This is a genomic window from Paraburkholderia sacchari (assembly GCF_000785435.2).
Classification (GTDB): Bacteria; Pseudomonadota; Gammaproteobacteria; order Burkholderiales; family Burkholderiaceae; genus Paraburkholderia; species Paraburkholderia sacchari.
On record NZ_JTDB02000001.1, the window covers coordinates 1,022,602 to 1,043,120 of the forward strand.

At 65.3% G+C, this 20,519-nt stretch carries 11 protein-coding genes; 10 read left to right on the forward strand and 1 reads right to left on the reverse strand.

The genetic code is table 11. From position 1 onward, the window contains the following. The first annotated feature begins 79 nt into the window (after positions 1 to 79). The 4 genes from galU to NH14_RS04590 all read left to right on the forward strand — a co-directional run bounded on the left by galU (position 80) and on the right by NH14_RS04590 (position 5,954). The gene (galU, locus tag NH14_RS04575; RefSeq protein ID WP_035521790.1) at positions 80 to 970 is read left to right on the forward strand and encodes a UTP--glucose-1-phosphate uridylyltransferase GalU; all 891 of its coding nucleotides are present in this window, start codon (positions 80 to 82) and stop codon (positions 968 to 970) included. 170 nt (positions 971 to 1,140) lie between these two features. Next, on the forward strand, positions 1,141 to 2,337 hold the full coding sequence (locus tag NH14_RS04580; protein WP_035521186.1) for an NnrS family protein: 1,197 nt from the start codon (positions 1,141 to 1,143) through the stop codon (positions 2,335 to 2,337). Between the two features lie 258 nt (positions 2,338 to 2,595). Continuing rightward, the gene (locus tag NH14_RS04585) at positions 2,596 to 4,248 is read left to right on the forward strand and encodes a S53 family peptidase (protein WP_035521184.1); all 1,653 of its coding nucleotides are present in this window, start codon (positions 2,596 to 2,598) and stop codon (positions 4,246 to 4,248) included. Between the two features lie 29 nt (positions 4,249 to 4,277). After that, positions 4,278 to 5,954, forward strand: coding sequence for a S10 family peptidase (locus tag NH14_RS04590; protein WP_084224983.1), 1,677 nt, complete (start codon positions 4,278 to 4,280; stop codon positions 5,952 to 5,954). Positions 5,955 to 5,989: 35 nt separating this feature from the next. Here NH14_RS04590 and NH14_RS04595 read toward each other — a convergent pair whose 3' ends face one another. Continuing rightward, positions 5,990 to 6,514, reverse strand: coding sequence for a nucleoside 2-deoxyribosyltransferase (locus NH14_RS04595; protein WP_035521182.1), 525 nt, complete (start codon positions 6,512 to 6,514; stop codon positions 5,990 to 5,992). Positions 6,515 to 6,782: 268 nt separating this feature from the next. On the opposite strand from NH14_RS04595, the gene NH14_RS04600 reads away from it, so the two are divergent. From NH14_RS04600 to recD, 6 genes are all read left to right on the forward strand, one after another. Then, positions 6,783 to 8,114, forward strand: a complete 1,332-nt coding sequence (locus NH14_RS04600) for an MFS transporter (protein WP_052147732.1) — start codon at positions 6,783 to 6,785, stop codon at positions 8,112 to 8,114. Between the two features lie 103 nt (positions 8,115 to 8,217). Further along, a complete protein-coding gene (locus tag NH14_RS04605) occupies positions 8,218 to 9,141 on the forward strand; it encodes a transporter substrate-binding domain-containing protein (RefSeq protein ID WP_084224968.1) in 924 nt (307 codons plus the stop codon). 188 nt (positions 9,142 to 9,329) lie between these two features. Further along, the gene (locus NH14_RS04610) at positions 9,330 to 10,571 is read left to right on the forward strand and encodes an NAD(P)/FAD-dependent oxidoreductase (protein WP_035521180.1); all 1,242 of its coding nucleotides are present in this window, start codon (positions 9,330 to 9,332) and stop codon (positions 10,569 to 10,571) included. 213 nt (positions 10,572 to 10,784) lie between these two features. Then, positions 10,785 to 14,408, forward strand: a complete 3,624-nt coding sequence (gene recC, locus NH14_RS04615) for an exodeoxyribonuclease V subunit gamma (protein WP_237179511.1) — start codon at positions 10,785 to 10,787, stop codon at positions 14,406 to 14,408. Continuing rightward, positions 14,405 to 18,226: an exodeoxyribonuclease V subunit beta gene (gene recB, locus NH14_RS04620; RefSeq protein ID WP_052147731.1), complete on the forward strand. Its 3,822-nt coding sequence runs from the start codon at positions 14,405 to 14,407 to the stop codon at positions 18,224 to 18,226. The genes recC and recB overlap by 4 nt, the downstream gene beginning before the upstream one ends. Next, positions 18,223 to 20,511 (forward strand): exodeoxyribonuclease V subunit alpha, encoded by a 2,289-nt coding sequence (gene recD, locus NH14_RS04625; protein WP_237179512.1) that lies wholly within the window; start codon positions 18,223 to 18,225, stop codon positions 20,509 to 20,511. The genes recB and recD overlap by 4 nt, the downstream gene beginning before the upstream one ends. Positions 20,512 to 20,519 lie beyond the last annotated feature (8 nt).

Consider the following 20,519-nt stretch of genomic DNA (forward strand, 5'->3'; position numbering starts at 1 on the left):
TGCCCCATAGACCCTCGGGGACGCCGGCTTGCCTTGCTGCGAGACCGTTACTCAAACGATCGAAGTGGGAATGAACATCATGCTCAAAGTTACCAAAGCGGTATTTCCTGTTGCGGGCCTCGGTACGCGCTTCTTGCCTGCCACCAAGGCTAGCCCCAAGGAGATGCTGCCGATCGTCGACAAGCCGCTCATTCAATACGCGGTGGAAGAGGCGATTGCCGCGGGAATCACCGAAATGATCTTCGTGACCGGCCGCAGCAAACGCGCGATCGAAGATCATTTCGACAAGTCGTACGAGATCGAAGCCGAGCTCGAAGCGCGTAACAAGCAGAAGCTGCTCGATCTGGTGCGTAGCATCAAGCCGGCCAACGTAGACTGCTTCTACGTGCGCCAGGCTGAAGCGCTGGGCCTCGGCCACGCCGTCATGTGCGCTGAAAAGCTCGTAGGCGGCCAGCCGTTCGCCGTGATTCTCGCCGACGACCTGCTTTATAGCCCCAAGCCGGTCATGAAGCAGCTCGTCGACACTTTCAACCACTATCACAGCTCGATCGTGGGTGTGGAATCGATCGCGCGCGAAAACAGCGCCTCGTACGGCATCGTCGATGGCCGCGAGTGGGAAGAAGACGTGTTCAAGCTTTCGGGCATCGTGGAAAAGCCGGCGCCGGAAGTCGCGCCTTCGAATCTGGGTGTGGTCGGCCGCTATGTGCTAATGCCGACGATCTTCAATCACCTGCGTTCGCTCAAGCCGGGCGCGGGCGGCGAGCTTCAGCTCACCGACGCGCTGCAATCGCTCCTCACGGAAGAGCAGGTGCTTGCGTATCGCTACATGGGCACGCGTTTCGATTGCGGCAGCAAGATCGGCTATCTGAAGGCCACGGTTGAATTCGCGCTGCGCCATCCCGAGGTGAAGGATGAATTCGAGGCCTATTTGCAGAACCACCTGCCGCAGGCATTGGCTGCAGCCGCCTGAGCCCCGCATAGACACACGTTAGCTATCCTTATAAAAGCACGCAGCGCGCGTTGGTGCGCAGCGTGCTTTTTGCGCTTTCCGGCCTCGCTGCGAGGAAATGCCGCATCAGCACGGACGCTCCGACGCATATAAGATGCAATTAAAATACATCTTTGTGCCGGAGAGCGATCATGAATCTGTACCAGATCGGTGAGCCGCCAGCGCGTGCGCCGCGTGGGTTCGCATTGTGGGCGCTCGGCTTTCGCCCGTTCTACCTGGGCGGCGCGCTCTTTGGCAGTGCCGCCATGCTGGCCTGGCTGGCCGAACTCGGCGGGCATCCGCTGCCGAATTTGCATCCGTATCTGCCGGGCATGCTCTGGCATGTCCATGAAATGATCTTCGGCTTTGCTGCCGCAATCGTGGCCGGCTTTCTGCTGACCGCGGTGCGCGCATGGACCTCTATTACGCCCGCCCAGGGCAAGTCGCTCGCGGCGTTGTGGCTGTTGTGGCTCGCTGGGCGGTTGGCGGTGGGGTATGCGCCGCCAGTGGCCGCGATGGCCGTCGACGTGGCGTTCTTGCCGGTTTGTGCGCTCGTGTTGCTGCGTGTGCTCGTGCATGCGAAGAACCGCCACAACATCTTCCTGCCTGTTGCGTTGGGGCTGCTCGCGCTGACCAACCTGGCCTTTCATCTGGCCGCAATCCTGGCGCGCCCCGACTGGGCCCTGCATGGCGCGTATATCGCGGTCGGATTGCTCGTGATGTTCGTCACGATCATCGGCGGGCGCATCATTCCGTCCTTTACCGTGAACGCCGTTCCCGGTTATGCCTTTCGCCGCTGGCGTTTTGTCGAAGCGGCCGTGCTGCCGTTGACCGCGCTCGCGTTCGTGCTCGACGGCTTCGGCGCACCGGGCCCTACGATTGCCATCGCCGCCGCGCTTGCTGCATGCGCGCAAGGCGTGCGCATTTTGGGTTGGCGTTCGTGGCGCGCCGGCAATCGTCCCATTCTTGCCATCCTGCACATCGCCTATGCGTGGATACCGCTCGGCTTTGCGATGCTCGCGCTCGCGGCGCTGGGCCTCGTCGGGCATTCGCTCGCGATTCATGCGTTCACGGTGGGTGCGATCGGCTGCGCCATCGTGGCGATGATCACGCGCACCGCGCGCGGCCATACTGGCCGGCCGCTAAAAACGGGACATGCCGAGCACGTTTGTTACAGCTTGCTCGTGCTTGCGGCGATCCTGCGCGTGCTGGTTCCCGTGCTCTGGCCGCAGCAGATGCTGCTGGCTATCGAATTTTCGGGCGCTTGCTGGATCGTTGCGTTTGCTGTGTATTGCGGACGCTATGCCAGCTGGCTCTGGAGTCCTCGTCTGGACGGTAAGGAAGGCTAAGAGAATTTGCTTCGAAGAAAATAGTCTCGTCAAGGCGCGCCCATCCGGGGTGACCGGCACAGGCACGCGGCATGCTTGGCGAAGCGTTTTCCCATGCCCGCATGTACGTTCGGCATCTGCGTTCGGCTCGCGGGAAAGATGCTCGATGCATCGATAACCATGGCGTGGGCGTCGGAGATGCACGCGGCGCGTGGAACTCGCATAATCTGTTGCGTGTCCGAACGCGAACGCTTACGTGTTCATCGAGGAGATCCGTCCATGACGAGGCATCCCGTATCAGATTCCGGCGCCAGCAATGAACACCCGGTGCCCGCCGGCGCGCAATGCATGGGTGCGTGCGATCCCGCAGAGCATTTCAACGTCGTTGTGATCGTGCGTCGCCAGTCCGAGCGCGCATTCCGTGAACTGGTCGAACGGATCGCGACGGGCGCGCCGGGCGCGCAGCCGATTTCCCGCGAGCAATACGAGCAGCGCTTCAGCGCCGATGCCGCCGACGTCGCGCGAGTGGAGGCATTCGCAAAGACGCATGGCCTCGTGGTCGTGAAGGCCGATCGCGATACGCGTCGCGTCGTGCTCTCCGGGACCGTGCAGCAATACAACGCGGCATTCGGCGTGGACTTGCAGCGCTTCGAGCATCAGGTCGGCAAGCTCAAGCAGCACTTTCGCCAGCCCACTGGCCCCGTGCATCTTCCCGAAGACCTGCATGAGGTGATCACGGCCGTTGTCGGTCTCGACAGCCGCGCAAAGGTGCAGCCGCATTTCCGCATCGATTCCCAAACGCCCGCGACGCCTCCCGAGAAAGCCTCGCAACCGGGCGATGGCGTAGTGCATGCGCCGATCCGCGCCGCGCGCGCGGTGAGCCGTTCGTTCACGCCGCTGCAACTCGCTGAACTCTACGACTTTCCGCCCGGCGACGGCAAAGGCCAATGCATCGCCCTGATCGAGATGGGCGGCGGCTATGCGCAATCCGATCTCGACGCCTATTTCAGCGCGCTGGGCGTGACGCGGCCGCGCGTGGAGGCCGTGTCGGTGGATCAGGCCACCAACGCGCCGAGCGGCGACCCCAACGGACCTGATGCCGAGGTCACGCTCGATGTGGAGATTGCCGGCGCGCTCGCGCCTGGCGCGCTGATTGCCGTCTACTTTGCGCCGAACAGCGAAGCTGGTTTCGTCGATGCCGTGAGCGCGGCCTTGCACGACAGCCAGCGCAAGGCCGCGATCATTTCGATCAGTTGGGGCGCGCCTGAATCGATATGGTCGCAGCAGACGCTGGGCGCGCTCAACGATGCGTTGCAAACGGCTGTGGCGCTGGGCGTGACGGTGTGCTGCGCGTCGGGCGACAGCGGCTCTTCGGACGGCGTGACCGATGGCGCCGACCATGTCGACTTTCCCGCGTCCAGCCCCTATGCGCTCGGCTGCGGCGGCACGCAACTCACCGCTGCGAACGGCCGGATCACGCGCGAGACGGTGTGGGGCAGTGGCGCGAATGGCGCGACCGGCGGCGGCGTGAGCGCGACCTTCGCGGTGCCGGCGTGGCAGAAGGGTTTGAAGGTTTCGCGCGGCAGCGGCGCAGCGCGCGCGCTCGCGCTCGCGCGGCGCGGCGTGCCCGACGTGGCCGCCGATGCCGATCCCGCCACGGGCTACGAGGTGCACATCGGCGGGATGGACACCGTGGTGGGCGGCACGAGCGCCGTTGCGCCGCTCTGGGCCGCGCTCGTGGCGCGCATCAACGCGGGCAGCGGCAAGGCGGCCGGCTTCATCAACGCGAAGCTCTACGCGCGGCCTGGCGCGTTCAACGACATCACGAGCGGCAGCAATGGCGACTACGCGGCGCGGCCTGGCTGGGACGCATGCACGGGGTTGGGCACGCCCGTGGGCACCCGGGTGGCGGCCGCGATCGGCTCGGCGTAGCATCGACGTACCACGGGCAAGGAGACGACATGAACGACAACGCTCAGTCCAATGGCGGTAAAAGCAAGGCGGCCAGCAGCAAAAAAAGCAAAGGCGGCAACGGCAAGCACCGCAGCCCGAGCGACCAGCCGTGTTTCGATCCCACTGCCTACGGCAACGGTCCCGACGACTTCGTGACCGACATGACCGAAAACGCCGCGGTCACGCATCATGCGATCCAGATCGGCGGCGAGGCGATTGCCTATACCGCGACCGCGGGCCATCTCGTCACGGTCGACCCGAGCAGTTCGCAGCCCAACGCGAAGATCTTCTACGTGGCGTTCACGAAGGACGGCGTGCAGGCGCAGGACCGCGCCGTTACGTTCTTCTACAACGGCGGCCCGGGTTCTTCCTCGGTGTTCGTGCTGCTCGGCTCGTTCGCGCCCAAGCGCATCAAGACTTCCATGCCGGGCTTCACGCCGCCCGCGCCGTACACGCTCGAAGACAATCCGGACAGCCTGCTCGACAAGAGCGACCTGGTGTTCATCAATCCGGTGGGAACGGGTTACTCGGCGGCCATCGCGCCGCATCACAATCGCGACTTCTGGGGCGTGGACCAGGACGCGGACTCGCTCAAGCAGTTCATCAAGCGCTACCTGAGCGCGAACGATCGCTGGAATTCCCCGAAGTTTCTTTTCGGAGAATCGTATGGCACGGCGCGCAGTTGCGTGCTCGCGTATCGCCTTCACGAAGACGGCGTGGATCTGAACGGCATCACCTTGCAGTCCTCGATTCTGGACTACACGCAAAGCGGCAATCCGGTGGGCGCGCTGCCCACGGCGGCGGCCGACGCGTGGTACCACAAGCGGCTGGGCATGAAGCCCGTGTCAAAGGACCTGCAGACGTTCGTGGCCCAGGTCGCGCAATTCGCGCGCACAGACTACCGAGTGGCGCTGGAAAAATTCCCCGATCCGAAAAATCGGGCGATTCCCGCCGCGCTCAAGAAACTTTCGCAATTCACGGGCATCGACACGCAGACACTCGAAGCGTGGAATCTCGATATCGCCGCTTATGACAGCCGGGGCAACTCGCTGTTTCTCACCACGCTGCTCAAGGACAAGGGCGTGGCGCTCGGCTCGTACGACGGCCGCGTGACCGCGATCGACACGGGCATTGCCGGCAACATCGACCCGAATGCGGGCGGCAACGACCCCACCATGACGGCGGTGAGCGGCGTGTACACGGCCATGTGGAACAGCTATCTGAACGAGACGCTCAAGTTCCGCACCAACTCGTCGTTCACGGACCTCAACGACCAGGCGTTCAAGAACTGGAACTTCGGCCATATCGACCCGACGGGCGCGCAAAAGGGCGTCGATGCGCAAGGCAACATCGTGCTCTACACGGCCGGCGACCTGGCTGCGGTGATGGCGCTGAATCCGGATTTGCGCGTGCTGTCGGCGAACGGCTATTACGATTTCGTCACGCCGTTCTATCAGACCGTGATCGATCTGCAGATGATGCCGCTCGTGGACCAGAAGGTGCGCAACAACCTGAGCGCGCGGTTTTATCCCTCGGGTCACATGGTGTATCTCGATGGGGCTTCACGCACGGCGCTCAAGGCCGATCTGGCGAAGCTCTACCAGGGCGCGGTGGCCGACCGGCCGGCGATCGCGCGCATTCGTGCGCTGCAGCGCATGAGCACGATGAGCACCATGCACCACTGACGGGCGATGCGGGGCGCGTGCGGCTAGCAGGGCGGCTAGTCCATGCGTCCCCGCGCCATGGCCGTGAGGCACGCGCGCGCATCGCCCTGCACGATGCGTGCCGCGCACGCGATCATGAGGTTCTTCGACAGGCCGAAATCCTCCACGAGAAAACCGCGCTCGCATACCCGGCCCTGTGCGCACGGTTGCGAAGGCACGCGCTCGATCAGCGTGCCGGTGTCAGCCGAATAGGCCCAGATTTCCTTGCCGAGCGCGGCGGCAAAGCCAATCTCGAATGCCGTGCCCGAGTCGGGCTCGCCCGGGCCGCGAAAATCGTTGACATTCGCCATCACGATGTCCGCGCTGCGGATCGCGTCGATATTGGCGCGATAAATCCACGCGGCCTGGCGCGGGCCGTCGAGGTTTTCGGGCACGTGAACGTCGAGCGGGAAAAGGCCTTCGAAGCCGAATTCGCCGCAGATGGCGACCAGATGAGCGCCGTGCGCGAGCGCATCAGGTCGAAATACGTCGAAGCCGGCGAGATAGACACGCGGGCGGCGAGGCGAGGCGGCATGAGTCATGGCTCCTCCATGCAATGTGTCCGATACGAAACTCATTGACGATTCTAGCCAGGTGCCGGGCCCGACCGCAGGTTCGTCATGCTTACACAAAGTTGACAGTGCCGATTGCGCGCCGCTACGATTATGCGCCTTGCGGGCGTTGCATGGCGCGGGGCGTGACCGATAACATTCGAGCCGGGAACGTCAGGCATAAGGCCCGATTTTTCGACCCGCGCCGCTTGCACGAGTTTGAACCGCCCCAGCACGTCAGCCCCACGATGTGGAGACCATGAATACAACTACCAGCGCTACTGCCAACGCAAAGATCAGCGGCCTCGCGAGCGCCGAACGACAAAATGTCGAAGCACGGGCCTATGCGAAAGCGACCCTGCGCCTGTTGCCCTTTCTGTTTCTTTGCTACGTTGCGGCCTATCTGGACCGCGTCAACGTGGGCTTTGCCAAACTGCAAATGCTGAGCGACCTGCAATTCAGCGAGACCGTTTACGGTCTTGGCGCGGGTATCTTCTTCATCGGCTATTTTTTCTTCGAAGTCCCAAGCAATATCCTCATGCACCGCGTGGGCGCGCGCAGGTGGATCGCTCGCATCATGCTCACGTGGGCGGTCATTTCGGCGGCCTCGCTGCTCGTGAAGACGCCTACTCAGTTCTATGTCGTGCGTTTCCTGCTGGGCGTGGCCGAAGCGGGCTTCTTCCCCGGCATCGTGCTTTACCTCACCTACTGGTTTCCCGCCGCGCGGCGCAGCCGCATGAACGCGCTCTTCATGATCGGCATTCCGGTTGCCGGCGTGTTCGGCGGCCCGCTTTCCGGCTGGATTCTCGCTGCCTTCGACGGCAAGGGCGGCTGGGCAAGCTGGCAATGGCTGTTCTTCATCGAAGCGCTGCCTTCGCTCGTGCTCGGCGTCATCACGCTGTTCTATTTGCCCAACAGCATTCGCGCGGCGAAATGGCTGTCCAATGAAGAGCGCGCCGTGCTCGAGGAAAACATCGAGCGCGATCAGGCCGGCAAGGGCCATGCGTCGATTGCCTCGGTGTTCGGCAATGGCCGCGTGTGGCTCATGGCGATCATTTATTTCTGCTGCATGATGGGCCTCTACGGCATCAGCTTCTATCTGCCCACGCTCATCAAGGCGAGCGGCGTGAAGGACGCGCTCGACGTGGGCCTGCTCACTGCCATTCCCTACGCGTGCGCCGTCGTCAGCATGCTGTGGGTGGCCAAAAACGCGGACCGTCACGGTGAACGCCGCTGGCACTTCGCGATCGCGTCGCTTGCCTCCGCGCTCGGGCTTTACTTCAGCACGGTGTTCGGCCATAACGTGCCGCTCGCGATGCTCGCGCTGTCGGTTGGCGCCGCCGGCATGCTCGCGACCATGCCGGTGTTCTGGACCTGGCCGAGCGCGATACTCGCGGGCGGCTCGGCTGCGGCGGCCATCGGCATGATCAATTCGATCGGCAATCTCGCGGGCTTCGTGAGCCCGACGATCATCGGCTGGATGAAGGACGTCACGCATAGCACCAACGCGGGCATGTACTGCGTGGTGGCGGCGATGATCCTCGGCGCGGCGCTCTCGCTGCTGCAGCCGAAGGAGATCGTCAACGGCTGAACCTGCGGGCGAGCCGCGCACTGCAACACACTTCGCTTATCATCGAACCGCATCGGAACAAACATCGGGAATGGGAGAGCGAGTCATGAGCGGGCTCAAGCGTATGGCGCAGTGGCGGGGTTCGGCGTGGTGCGCCGGTCTTGCCGGTGCCGCAACGCTCGCTTTGCCGTTATTGCTGGCGCAGGCGGCGCATGCCCAGGTGGCGCAGCCCACGCTCGAAAAGATCCAGGCCGCGAACGCGATGGTGATCGGCTATCGCGAGACTTCCGTGCCGTTCTCGTTTGTGGACGAGAACGGCAACGTGAGCGGCTTTTCGCAGGATATCTGCAATCGTGTCATCGACGCCGTGAAGGCCAGGACGCATCGCCCGAATCTGGCGGTGAGATTCGTTCTCGTCACTTCGCAGAACCGCATTCCGCTCGTGCAGAACGGCACTGTCGATCTCGAATGCGGCGTCACCACCAATCTCCAGGCACGCCATAGCCAGGTGACGTTTTCCGATACGTTCTTCGTCGCCACCACGCGGCTCCTGACGCGCAAGGATTCAGGCATTCGCGATTTCCCGGACCTCGCGGGCAAGACCGTGCTCACCAATCAGGGCACGACGTCCGAGCGTATCTTGCGCCGCATGAATCTCGAGAAGCACATGAACATGCAGGTGATCAGCGCGAAGGATTACCGGCAGGGGCGCGCGATACTCGAATCGGGCCGCGCGGTCGCGTACATGATGGACGACGTGCTGCTCGCGGGCACGAGATCGTTGACCGCGCATCCATCTGACTGGGTGATCGTTGGCACGCCGCAATCCCGGGAAGCCTATGCATTCATGTTGCGCAACGGCGATCCGGCTTTCCAGCAACTCGTGAACGACACGATGAGCGCACTGATGAAAAGCGGCCAGATGGAGGCGCTTTATACCAAGTGGTTCAACCAGCCGGTGCCGCCCAAGGGCGTGAACTTCGGGTTTCCGATGAGCGACATGCTGCGCGCGCTGTACGCGGCGCCCAACGATCGCGCGCTCGACTGACATGCCGCCGTGCGGGCCGGCTGGTCGTGCACCCGGCGCGAACAGGGCCTTTGCCGTTCGCCGCGCGGACGTGAGATGATTCCGGTCCCGGCGCGCAGGCCGCGTGCGGTGGCAAGCCCGGATTGGCAAGTCGCCGTGCTCAATGAGCATGGCCCATGCGCGCGGCGAATCAATGAACGGGAGCGGACATGCAGGAAGCAGGCAATACGGTAGTGATCGTCGGGGCGGGGCATGCGGGCGGCAACGCGGCGGCGCTGCTGCGGCAGTATGGTTTCGAGGGACGCATCGTGCTGGTGGGCGCAGAGCCGGTGCCGCCGTATCACCGCCCGCCGCTGAGCAAGGCCTACCTGAAGGGCGAAACGGAACTCGAGCGGCTTTGGCTCAAGCCGCGCCAGTTTTACGACGATCAGCGCATCGAGCTGAAGCTCGGCGCAAGCGCGCAATCGCTCGATTGCCCGAACCACACGCTCGCGCTCAGCGACGGCACGACGCTGCAATACAGCAAACTCATTCTCGCGACCGGCTCGACGCCGCGCGCGTTGACGCTGCCCGGGCACGAACTCGCGGGCGTCATGGCGCTGCGCTCGCTCGCCGACGCCGACGTGCTGCGCGAGCGCGTGAAGCCCGGCGAGCGGCTCGTGGTGATCGGCGCGGGCTATATCGGGCTCGAAGCCGCCGCCGCGGCGCGCCAGCTCGGCCACGAGGTGACGGTGCTGGAGGCCGCGCCGCGTGTGCTCGCGCGCGTGACCGGCGAGACCGTTTCCTCGTTCTACGAGAACGAACATCGCGCGCAAGGCGTCGATCTGCGCCTGAACGCGAAGATCGAGGCGTTCGTGGGCGAACAGGGCAAGCTCACGGGCGTGAAGCTCGCGGATGGCGAGATCGTGCCGGCCACGCTCGCGCTGATCGGCATCGGCATTACGCCCAATGTCGCGCTGGCGCAGGCGGCAGGCATTGCGTGCGTGAACGGCATCCAGGTCGATGAGGACGCACGCACCTCCGACGCCGACGTGTTCGCCATTGGCGACTGCGCGAGCCGGCCGCTCGCGCACTATAGCCGCACGGGGCGCCTCGAGAGCGTACACAACGCGGTCGAACAGGCGAAGCTCGCCGCCGCGGCCATCGTCGGCAAGGCGCGGCCAGCGTGCGATGCGCCGTGGTTCTGGTCCGATCAGTACGACCTCAAGCTGCAAACCGTGGGCCTGAACGAAGGCTATGACGAGACGGTCGTGCGCGGCGACCCGGCTGCGCGCCGCTTCGCGGTCTACTACCTGAAAAACGGCGCGCTGTTGGCGGTCGACGCGGTGAGTTCGATGCCCGATTTTCTTTTCGGCAAGAAGCTCGTGGGCTCGGGCAAGCGGCTCGACGTGGACGCGCTGCGCGATCCGGCCACGGACCTCGGCAAGTTCGCGGCGGCGTCGCTGGCGTAACCGTTGGCATTGCCCGCCTCGGCTCAAATGCCAATGTCGTAACATGTTGCGTCGGGCCGGCTCGTGGAGCCGGCTTGCACGGTGCTTCCTCCGTGTTTCTTATCGGCAACAAACACCACCAGGCGACATGGCCGTATTTCTCACGCTTCGACTCCGCCCCGGACGCTGCTCCTCTCCCGCTGCAATTTCCACCACGGCCCACGGAGGCCGCGTTTGAGCGCGCGCGAATTGCCCGCGGGGCTGATGCTCGTCCACGGCAACGAGCCCGAGCGGCTGCGCGACCTGATCGTGCAATGGATCAGCCAGCACCCGATCGCGCCGCTCGAAAAGGAAATGCTGCTGGTGCAGAGCAACGGCATCGCGCAATGGCTCAAGCTCGCCTTTGCGGCCGATCCCGAGGACGGCGGTTGCGGCATTGCGGCCGCGCTCGAAATGTCGCTGCCGTCGCGCTTTCTCTGGGCGGTCTACCGCGCCGTGCTGGGCGAGGACGCGGTGCCGCCGGTTTCGCCGTTCGACAAGTCGCACCTCGTCTGGCGTCTCATGCGCATGCTGCCCGCGCTGCTCGATACGCCCGGCTATGAACCGCTCAAACGTTTCATGGCGCACGACGAAGAGCAGCGCAAGTGCTTCCAGCTCGCGCAGCGCGTGGCCGATCTGTTCGACCAGTATCAGGTTTATCGCGCCGACTGGCTCGCCGCGTGGGCCGCGCACGACGACGTGGTGATCGACGCGCGCAACAACCGCATGCCGCTCGCCGACGACGCGCGCTGGCAGGCCGCGCTCTGGCGCGCGCTCCTCGACGACGTGAGCGCGAATGCACCGCAAGGCAGCGCGGCGGCGCTCACGGGCCGCGCCGCCGTGCACGAGCTTTTCATGCAGCGCGCGCAGGCGTGGCAGGAGGGTGATGCGCGCCCGCGCGGATTGCCGCGGCGCCTCGTCGTGTTCGGCATTTCGAGCCTGCCGCGCCAGTCGCTCGAAGTGCTTGCGGCGCTCGCACGCTGGAGCCAGGTGCTGCTGTGCGTGCACAACCCATGCATGCATTACTGGGCCGACATCGTCGCCGACCAGGATCTGCTGCGTGCACGGCACGCACGCCAGCGCCGTCGTGCGGGCACGCCCGCGGTGCTCGACGAATCACAACTGCATCTGCACGCGCAGCCCTTGCTGGCGGCGTGGGGCAAGCAGGGGCGAGACTTCATCGGCCTGCTCGACGAATACGACAGCGACGAAGCGCGCGAGACCTACGCGCCGCATTTCACGCGCATCGGCCAGCGCATCGATCTGTTCGACGGCGGCGATGCGCACACGCTGCTCCAGCAATTGCAGGACGATATACGCGATCTGCGGCCGCTTGCGGAGACACGCGAGCACTGGCCCGCCGTCGATCCGCAAGTGGACGGGTCGATTCGTTTCCATGTCGCGCACAGTGCCCAGCGCGAAGTAGAAGTCCTGCACGACCGGCTGCTGGCGGCGTTTGCGGAGGACCCCGCTTTGCGGCCGCGCGACGTGATCGTCATGGTGCCCGATATTGAGGTCTACACGCCGCATATCCAGGCCGTGTTCGGCCTCGTCGATAGCGACGACCCGCGCTATATCCCGTTCAGCATCGCGGACCGCGCGCAGCGTGCGTTCGATCCGCTGATCGGTGCGCTGGAAATGCTGCTCTCGCTGCCGCACGCGCGCGTGACGGTCAGCGACGTGCTCGACCTGCTCGAAGTGCCGGCCGTGCGCGCGCGTTTCGATATCGACGCCGAAGATGTGCCCACGCTGCGGAACTGGATCGATGGCGCGAATATTCGTTGGGGCCTGCATGGCGAGCAGCGCGCGAGCCTCGGCTTGCCCCAGGGCGAAGACGCGAGCGCGCCCAACAGCTGGGCTTTCGGGCTGCGGCGCATGCTGCTCGGCTACGCGGCGGGCGATCGCTCGGGCACGTGGCGCGGCATCGAGCCGTATGCGGAAATCGGCGGGCTCGACGCTGCGCTGCTCGGGCCGCTTACGCGCCTTGTCGATGCGCTCGATCGCGCATGGCGTACGCTGCGCGAGCCGGCCACCGTGGACGTATGGTGCGAGCGTCTGCGCGAATTGAAGGCCACGTTCTTCGCGGCGGGCGAAGGCGAGGATGCCTATACGCTCGAACGTCTCGACAACGCGCTGGAAACGTGGCGCGAAGCGTGCAGCGAGGCTGCGCTCACGAGTGCGCTGCCGCTCGCGATCGTCGCGGAGAACTGGCTCGGACAACTCGACGGCGGCGGGCTTGCACAGCGCTTTTTCGCGGGCGCGGTGACGTTCGCGACGCTAATGCCGATGCGTGCGATTCCGTTTCGCTACGTTTGCCTGCTCGGCATGAACGACGGCGACTATCCACGCAGCCGCACGCCGCTCGATTTCGATCTGATGCGGCGCGACTATCGGCCCGGGGACCGCTCGCGCCGCGAAGACGACCGTTATCTGTTTCTCGAAGCGCTGCTTTCCGCGCGCGATCATCTGCATATTTCGTGGGTGGGCCGCAGCGTGACCGATAACACGCCGCGTCCGCCTTCGGTGCTCGTCGGCCAGTTGCGCGACCATCTGAAGACCGGCTGGCGGCTCGAGCACGACAAGCAAGATGAGCGCGACGATGACGATGCGCATCGTGCACCGCAGACGCTGCTCGATGCGCTGACGATCGAGCATCGTCTGCAACCATTCAGCGCCGACTATTTTCCCGCCGACCAGAACAGCGCAACGCTTTATACCTATGCGCACGAATGGAGCCGCCCAGCGCCGCTGGCCGGCGCGGCGCAGGCGGATGCGCCATTGCCCGCGTCCGAGCGCGACGAGCCGCTTACCGTGCGCGAACTCGGCGAATTCTTGCGCGATCCGGTGCGCAGCTTCTTTCGTCAACGCTTGCGCGTGGGGCTCGAAATGCAGGACGAGGCGAGCGAGAACCACGAGCCTTTCGAAGTGGATGCCTTGCAGGCGTGGCAACTGCAAGGCGAGTTGATTCGCGCGCAGACGACGGCCATGGAGCGCGGTGAGGAAGATCTCGATGCCGTGGCGCGCGCGCGGCTCGATCGCATGCATCGCAGCGGCGATCTGGCGGCGGGTGGCTTCGGCGAAGTCATCGGCGAGGAACTGCTCGCGCCGATGCAGGACCTGTTCGCCGCGTGGCGCAAGGCGCTAGCGCGCTGGCCCACGGCGCTCGCGCGCCAATACGAAATTCGGCTCGATGCGCAGGTCGATGGCCGCGCGTTGGTGCTTCAGGACTGGATCGACGACCTGCGCGAAGGCGAGGGCGGCGCACTAGGGCGCGTTCTTCTCGATGCCGGCACGCTCGTGAAGGACAACAAATATCGCGGCGACCGTCTCGTCGCTTACTGGGTCGCGCATATCGCCGCGCAGCTTGCAGCGGGTGCGGTGACCACGGTGATCGTGAGCAAGGTGGGCGTGGTGGAGTTCGCGCCCGTCGCGCCGGAAATTGCGCGCCCGTGGCTGCTCGCGTTGCTCGCAGCGTGGGACGAAGGCGGGCGCAGGCCGTTGCCGCTTGCCGTGAAGACCGCGTTTGCGTGGCTGCGCAAGCTGCCGGCGGATTTCGATCCGGCGTCTGCGGCGCCGCCGCCGGAGGCGTGGGACGCTGCGCGCATGGCGTATGAGGGCGCGGTGCGCGTGGCCGGCGAGCGCGATACCAATCCCTACTTGCGCAGGGCGTTTGCTGATTTCGACGGGCTGGTGGATAGCGGCGAATTCGTTGCGCTAGCAACGTCATTGTTGCTGCCGGTACAACGTGCTCCGCTTGCTTCGTCGAAGCCGGAGCGCGCCGCGCCGAAGGTTGCCGATATCGCTGGAGAAGCCGAATGACCCCGCATTCGACACCGGTGGACGACATGGTCGCCGACGTGCTGGAGCCGTTGCGCTTCCCGCTGCATGGCAGCCGCCTGATCGAAGCGAGCGCGGGCACCGGCAAGACGTTCACGATTGCGATGCTGTACGTGCGGCTCGTGCTTGGGCATGGCGGGCACGACGAAACGATGGATGCGCACGAGGGCATGCGCCCTTTGACGCCGCCTGAGATTCTCGTGGTGACCTTCACGGACGCCGCCACGAAGGAACTGCGCGAACGTATTCGCGCGCGATTGATCGAAGCGGCCGAGTATTTTCGCGCGCTGCCCGAAGATATTGCGCTGCGTTCGCCCGGTACCGACCTGTTGCACGATCTGCGCGACGAGTACGCGCCAGAACAGTGGCCCGCATGCGCCCGACGCCTCCAGCTTGCCGCCGAATGGATGGATGAGGCCGCTGTTTCGACGATCCACGGCTGGTGCAATCGCATGCTCAGCGAGCATGCGTTCGACAGTGACAGCCTTTTCTCCCAGACGCTGGAGACCGATCAGACCGAGTTGCGGGCCGAGGTGGTGCGAGACTACTGGCGCACTTTCATGGCTTCGCTCGATGCACAGGGCGCAGGGGAAGTGCGCGCATGGTTCGGGAGCCCTGACGATTTGCATGGTGCGATTCGCGGCTTGCTCGCGCACACGGAACTGCTGCCCGAAGCGCCGGCGCCCGAGGTGGCGTTGCGCGATGCCCGCGAGCGGGCGCAACAGGCGCTCGAAGCGCTCAAGGCACCGTGGCAAGCTGGCGTTGACGAAGCGCAGGCACTGATCGCCGCCGCGCGCGCCAAGAAGCAGTTCGACGCGAAGAAGCTGAATACACGGTACTGCGAAATGTGGTTCGACAAGCTGCGCGAATGGGCGAACGATCCGTCGATCACCCATCCCGGCTTCAAGGACGACGCGGCAGTGTGGACGCGCCTCACGCCAGCCGGGCTTGCCGAAATCTGGAAGGACGGCGAGCCGCCCGCTCACTCGTGTTTCATTGCCATGGAGACGTTGCGCGAGGCGCTCGCTGCGCGCCCCGAGGCGAAGCTGCCGATTCTGTGCCACGCAGCGCGATGGGTCGCGCAGCGCTTCGAGCAGGAGGAAACGCGCCGCTCGCAAATGGGCTTCGACGACTTGCTCACGCGTTTGCTTGCTGCGTTGAAGAAGCCCAACGGACCGCGTCTTGCCGAAATCATTCGCAAGCAATATCCGGTTGCGCTGATCGACGAGTTTCAGGACACCGATCCCGTGCAGTACCAGATCTTCGATTCGGTCTACGACATCGAGGCGAATCGCAGCGAGACGGCAATCGTCTTGATTGGCGATCCCAAGCAAGCGATCTATGCGTTTCGCGGCGCCGACATTTATACCTACCTGCGTGCGCGGCGCGCGTGCGCGGGGCGTCTCTATACGCTGAAGAAAAATTTCCGCTCCACGCGTGCGATGGTCGATGCGGTTAACCGTTGCTTCGAGGCTGCGGAGTTGCGTCCGGAAGGCAGTGGTGCGTTTCTGTTTCGCGGCGCGCGAGGCGAGACGAACGCGCTGCCGTTCGTCGCGGCGGACGCGCATGGCCGTGCCGACGAGCTGGTTGCGGGCGACCGCGCGCTTGCGGCGCTCAATATATGGTGGTTGCCCGCCACGGAAGACGGCAAGCCGTTGAGCAAGACGGCATATTTCGCGAGCATGGCCGCAAGTTGCGCGAGTGAAATGGTGCGGCTGCTGAATCTGGGCCAGGCGCAGGCGGCGGGCTTCGAAGGCGAGCAGGGCATGAAGCCCTTGCGGCCCGCCGATATGGCCGTGCTCGTGAACAATCGCGACGAGGCGCGTGCAATTCGTGAGGCGCTTGCGCTGCGCGGCGTGCGCAGCGTTTATCTGTCCGATCGCGATTCCGTTTATCAAACGCCCCAGGCGGAGGAGTTGCGCTACTGGCTGGGCGCTTGCGCGGAACCCGACGACGGCCGCCTCGTGCGCAGCGCGCTGGCAACAGCAACGCTGGGCCTCATGTGGAGCGAGCTCGATGCGCTCGGCAGCGACGAAATCGCGTGGGAAGCGCGCGTGCTGCAATTCCGCGGCTATCGCGAGGTGTGGCGCAAGAAGGGCGTGCTGCCGATGCTGCGGCGTTTGCTCAACGACTTTCATGTGCCGCAGCGTCTGCTTGGGCAGAGCGCGGCTTCGGGCCTCAACGGCGAACGCGCGCTCACCAATTTGCTGCATCTGGCCGAATTGCTCCAGCAGGCCAGCACGCAGCTTGACGGCGAGCACGCGCTGATTCGCTATCTCGACGAGCAGCGCGAAGACGAAAGCGCTGGCGGCGGAGGCGACGCGCGCCAACTGCGCCTCGAAAGCGATGCGGGGCTCGTTCAGGTGGTGACGATACACAAGTCGAAGGGGCTCGAGTACCCGCTCGTGTTTCTGCCGTTCGCGTGCGCGCATCGCGCCGTGAAGGAAGACGACGTACCGCTCAAATGGCACGATGAAAGCGGCGATCTGCACGTCACGCTGGAAGCGGACCCGCGCGTGCTCGTGCAGGCCGACCGTGAGCGGCTTGGCGAGGATCTGCGCAAGCTGTACGTCGCGCTCACGCGCGCGCGTTACGCGACGTGGATCGGCTATGCGCCCGTGCAAAGCGTGGAGGCCAGCGCGTTCGGCTACCTGGTCGGGGGCGGGGCGGCGTTGCCATTGGACCAGAGCGAAACGCTGCTCGAAACGTTGCGTGGATCGTGCGTGGACATTGCCGTGACACAGGCACCGGAGCCCGGCAACGAAGTGTTCGTCCTGCAAGGGCCGGACGAGGTGCGCGGGCAAGCTCGCACGCTCCCGCGCCGCGCGCGCATGCCCTGGTGGATCGCGAGCTACTCGAGCCTGAAGACAGTGGAGGGCGCGCAGGATGCCTACGCCGCGCGTGCAGAAGAGGAGGCGCGCACGGCCCCCGATACGCGTGGCGAAGACGTGTTCCTCGAACTGCTGGGCGCAAGCGCGCCCATTGACGAAGATGCCGACCTTGTCGTGAACGAGGCCGCCGGGATTGCGTCGATGCACAGTTTCGAGCGCGGCGCGGATGCCGGCAGCTTCCTGCATGAACTGATGGAGTGGGTTGCAAACGAGGGCTTCGCGGAAATCGCGCAAGACCGCGACACGGCGCGTTTGCGCGACATGATCGCGCGCCGTTGCAGCGTGCGCGGCTGGGATCGCTGGATCGACACGCTCACGCAGTGGATGCTGGAATTCATCAGCATGCCTTTGCATTTGCCGCCGATCGACGGCGAGGCCGTGCCGCCCGTCGAACTCTCGTCGCTCGATAAGCCGTCGTATATGGCCGAAATGGAGTTTTGGGTCGCGGTGCACAAGGTGGACACGAAGGAACTCGATGCGCTCGTCACGGCAATGACGCTGGATGGCGCCGCCCGCCCGCCGCTCGATGCGGCGCGGCTGAATGGCATGCTCAAGGGGTTCATCGACCTCGTGTTCATCCACGAGGGCCGCTATTACGTGGCCGATTACAAATCGAACTGGCTCGGCCCCGACGACGCTTCCTATACGCCGGCAAAAATGCGCTCGCAAATCCTCCACTCGCGCTACGAATTGCAATACGTGCTGTATCTGTTCGCGCTCCATCGCCTGCTCAAATCGCGCCTGCCCGACTACGATTACGACCGCCACGTGGGCGGCGCGGTCTACCTGTTCCTGCGCGGCGGCCACTCGCCGAGCCAGGGCCTGCATTGCGAACGCCCGCCGCGCGAACTGATCGAGCGACTCGATGCGTTGTTCGAACATCGCGGCGCGCTGGGGGACGCAGCATGACGAAGCGACGTACCACGGCGGGGCGCGGGCCGAAGGACGGCATCGGCGTGACTGGCGATCTGTTTGCGCAACTCGACGAACCGCTCGATGCGGGGCAGGTCGAGAGCGCGGAGGAGCCTGCACGCAGTGCCGCTCAGTCCAATATCGGTGCACGCGCAACCTCATTCGAGTCGTCGGCGCAGATGCTCGACACGCTCGGCCGTTGGGTCGAGCGCGGCTGGCTGCGCACGCTCGACGGCGCCTTTGCCCGTTTTCTGCTCGACGAAGCGCCGGGCGCGCCGCCGCTCTTGTTGCTGGCCGCAGCGCTTGCGAGTCATCAATTGGGACGCGGGCATGTTTGTCTCGACTTGCAGGCGACGCTCGATGATCCGGCGTTCGCGCTTTCCTTACCGCCCGACGGTCCGCAGTTGCCCACCGACGAACCGCCGCTGCCGCCTGCCGAAGTGCTGGCTGGCGTGACGCTCGCGCAGTGGCTGAACGCACTCGACGCACCCGACCTGGTCGGAAGCGGGCAGGGCAACACGCCGCTCGTGCTCGCCGGCACGCGTCTCTATTTGCGGCGCTACTGGCAGTACGAGCAGGACGTGCGCGCGGGCATCGAGGCGCGGCTCGCGCTGGGCGCACGGCTCGAGGCCGGGTTGCCCGCATCGCGCGCGCGCACGGCGCTCGACATCCTGTTCGAGCCGCGCCGCGCCGGTGCGAAAGGCGCGGACTGGCAGAAGCTCGCTTGTGCGCTCGCGGCGCGCAGCGCCTTCGGCATCATCACCGGTGGTCCTGGTACGGGCAAAACCACCACGGTTGTGAAATTACTCGCGCTGTTGCAGACGCTTGCGCTCGGCCAGGCTGCGGAGGGCGGGCGGCCGCTGCGGATTCGTCTCGCCGCCCCCACCGGGAAGGCGGCGGCGCGCCTGAACGAATCGATCTCCGGCGCCGTCGCGCGGTTGCCGTTCGAGGCGCTCGCGCAGCAATTGGGCACGCAGCACGTGGACGCCACCATGCTGCGCGGCGCGATCCCCACCACAGTGACCACCTTGCACCGCGTGCTCGGCACGCGACCGGGCAGCCGGCGCTTTCGTCACGATGCGGGTAATCCGCTGCCCGTGGACGTGCTGGTGATCGACGAGGCCTCCATGGTCGACCTCGAGATGATGGCGGCCGTACTCGACGCCTTGCCGCCCACGGCGCGTCTCGTCCTGCTCGGCGACAAGGACCAATTGGCCTCGGTGGAGGCCGGCGCGGTGCTGGGCGAACTCTGCAACCGCGCGCGTGAAGGCCACTACACGCAAGCATCGTGCGCGTGGCTCGAAGCCGCGACGGGCGAACGGATCGAAGCCGCGATGCTCGACGCGCACGGCACGCCGCTCGATCAGGCGGTGGCGATGCTGCGCGAGAGCCACCGTTTCGCATCGGAAAGCGGGATCGGCTCGCTTGCCGAACTCGTCAACGTGGGCGACGCCACGGGCGTGGCGAAGATCTGGCGACACGGCTATGCGGATCTTGCACGGCTCATCTGTCCCGCGCACGACGATGCACCGCTGCGCGCGCTGATCGTCGACGGCATCGTGAGCGGTACAGCAGACGAAGGTGAAGGTGCACGCGAGCGGCACGAGAACGCTGCGCAGCGGCGCGGCTACCGGCATTACCTGCTCGCGATGGGCGCATTGCGTCCCGCGCCGGGTGCGTCGCCCGAGGCGTTGTCCGAATGGGCGGCGGCGGTGTTGAAGGCGCACACCGAGTTCCAACTGCTGTGCGCGTTGCGGCGCGGCGCATGGGGCGTGGACGGGCTCAACCGGCGCGTCGCGCGGATTCTGCACGACGAGGGCCTGATCGAGCCGCTCGGGGACTGGTACGCGGGCCGGCCAGTGCTCGTCACGCACAACGATTACGAGCTGGGCTTGATGAATGGCGATATCGGCATCGCGCTGGATTTGCCGGTGGCGGCTGGCGCGCCCCCGGTGCTGCGCGTGGCGTTTCCGGCCGGAGATGGTACGGGCGGCGTGAAATGGGTGTCGCCGAGCCGCTTGCAGGGTGTCGAGACCGTGTTCGCCCTGACTGTCCACAAGTCCCAGGGTTCGGAGTTTACGCACGCGGCGCTCGTGCTGCCCGATACCTACAGTCCGATTCTCACGCGCGAACTCGTCTATACCGGCATCACCCGGGCGCGCGCGTTTCTTACGCTGGCGCTTCCCGAAGGGCGTTCAGTGCTCGACCGCGCGGTGCAGGCGAAGGTCCAGCGCGCGAGCGGCTTGATGGCGGGTCTTGCGCACGATGCCGCGGCTGCCTGAGGGTGGAT

Coding starts and splice junctions, on each gene's coding strand:
- galU (WP_035521790.1), top strand. CDS start 80: ATGCTCAAAGTTACCAAAGCGGTATTTCCTGTTGCGGGCCTCGGTACG.
- NH14_RS04580 (WP_035521186.1), top strand. CDS start 1,141: ATGAATCTGTACCAGATCGGTGAGCCGCCAGCGCGTGCGCCGCGTGGG.
- NH14_RS04585 (WP_035521184.1), top strand. CDS start 2,596: ATGACGAGGCATCCCGTATCAGATTCCGGCGCCAGCAATGAACACCCG.
- NH14_RS04590 (WP_084224983.1), top strand. CDS start 4,278: ATGAACGACAACGCTCAGTCCAATGGCGGTAAAAGCAAGGCGGCCAGC.
- NH14_RS04595 (WP_035521182.1), bottom strand. CDS start 6,514: ATGACTCATGCCGCCTCGCCTCGCCGCCCGCGTGTCTATCTCGCCGGC.
- NH14_RS04600 (WP_052147732.1), top strand. CDS start 6,783: ATGAATACAACTACCAGCGCTACTGCCAACGCAAAGATCAGCGGCCTC.
- NH14_RS04605 (WP_084224968.1), top strand. CDS start 8,218: ATGGCGCAGTGGCGGGGTTCGGCGTGGTGCGCCGGTCTTGCCGGTGCC.
- NH14_RS04610 (WP_035521180.1), top strand. CDS start 9,330: ATGCAGGAAGCAGGCAATACGGTAGTGATCGTCGGGGCGGGGCATGCG.
- recB (WP_052147731.1), top strand. CDS start 14,405: ATGACCCCGCATTCGACACCGGTGGACGACATGGTCGCCGACGTGCTG.
- recD (WP_237179512.1), top strand. CDS start 18,223: ATGACGAAGCGACGTACCACGGCGGGGCGCGGGCCGAAGGACGGCATC.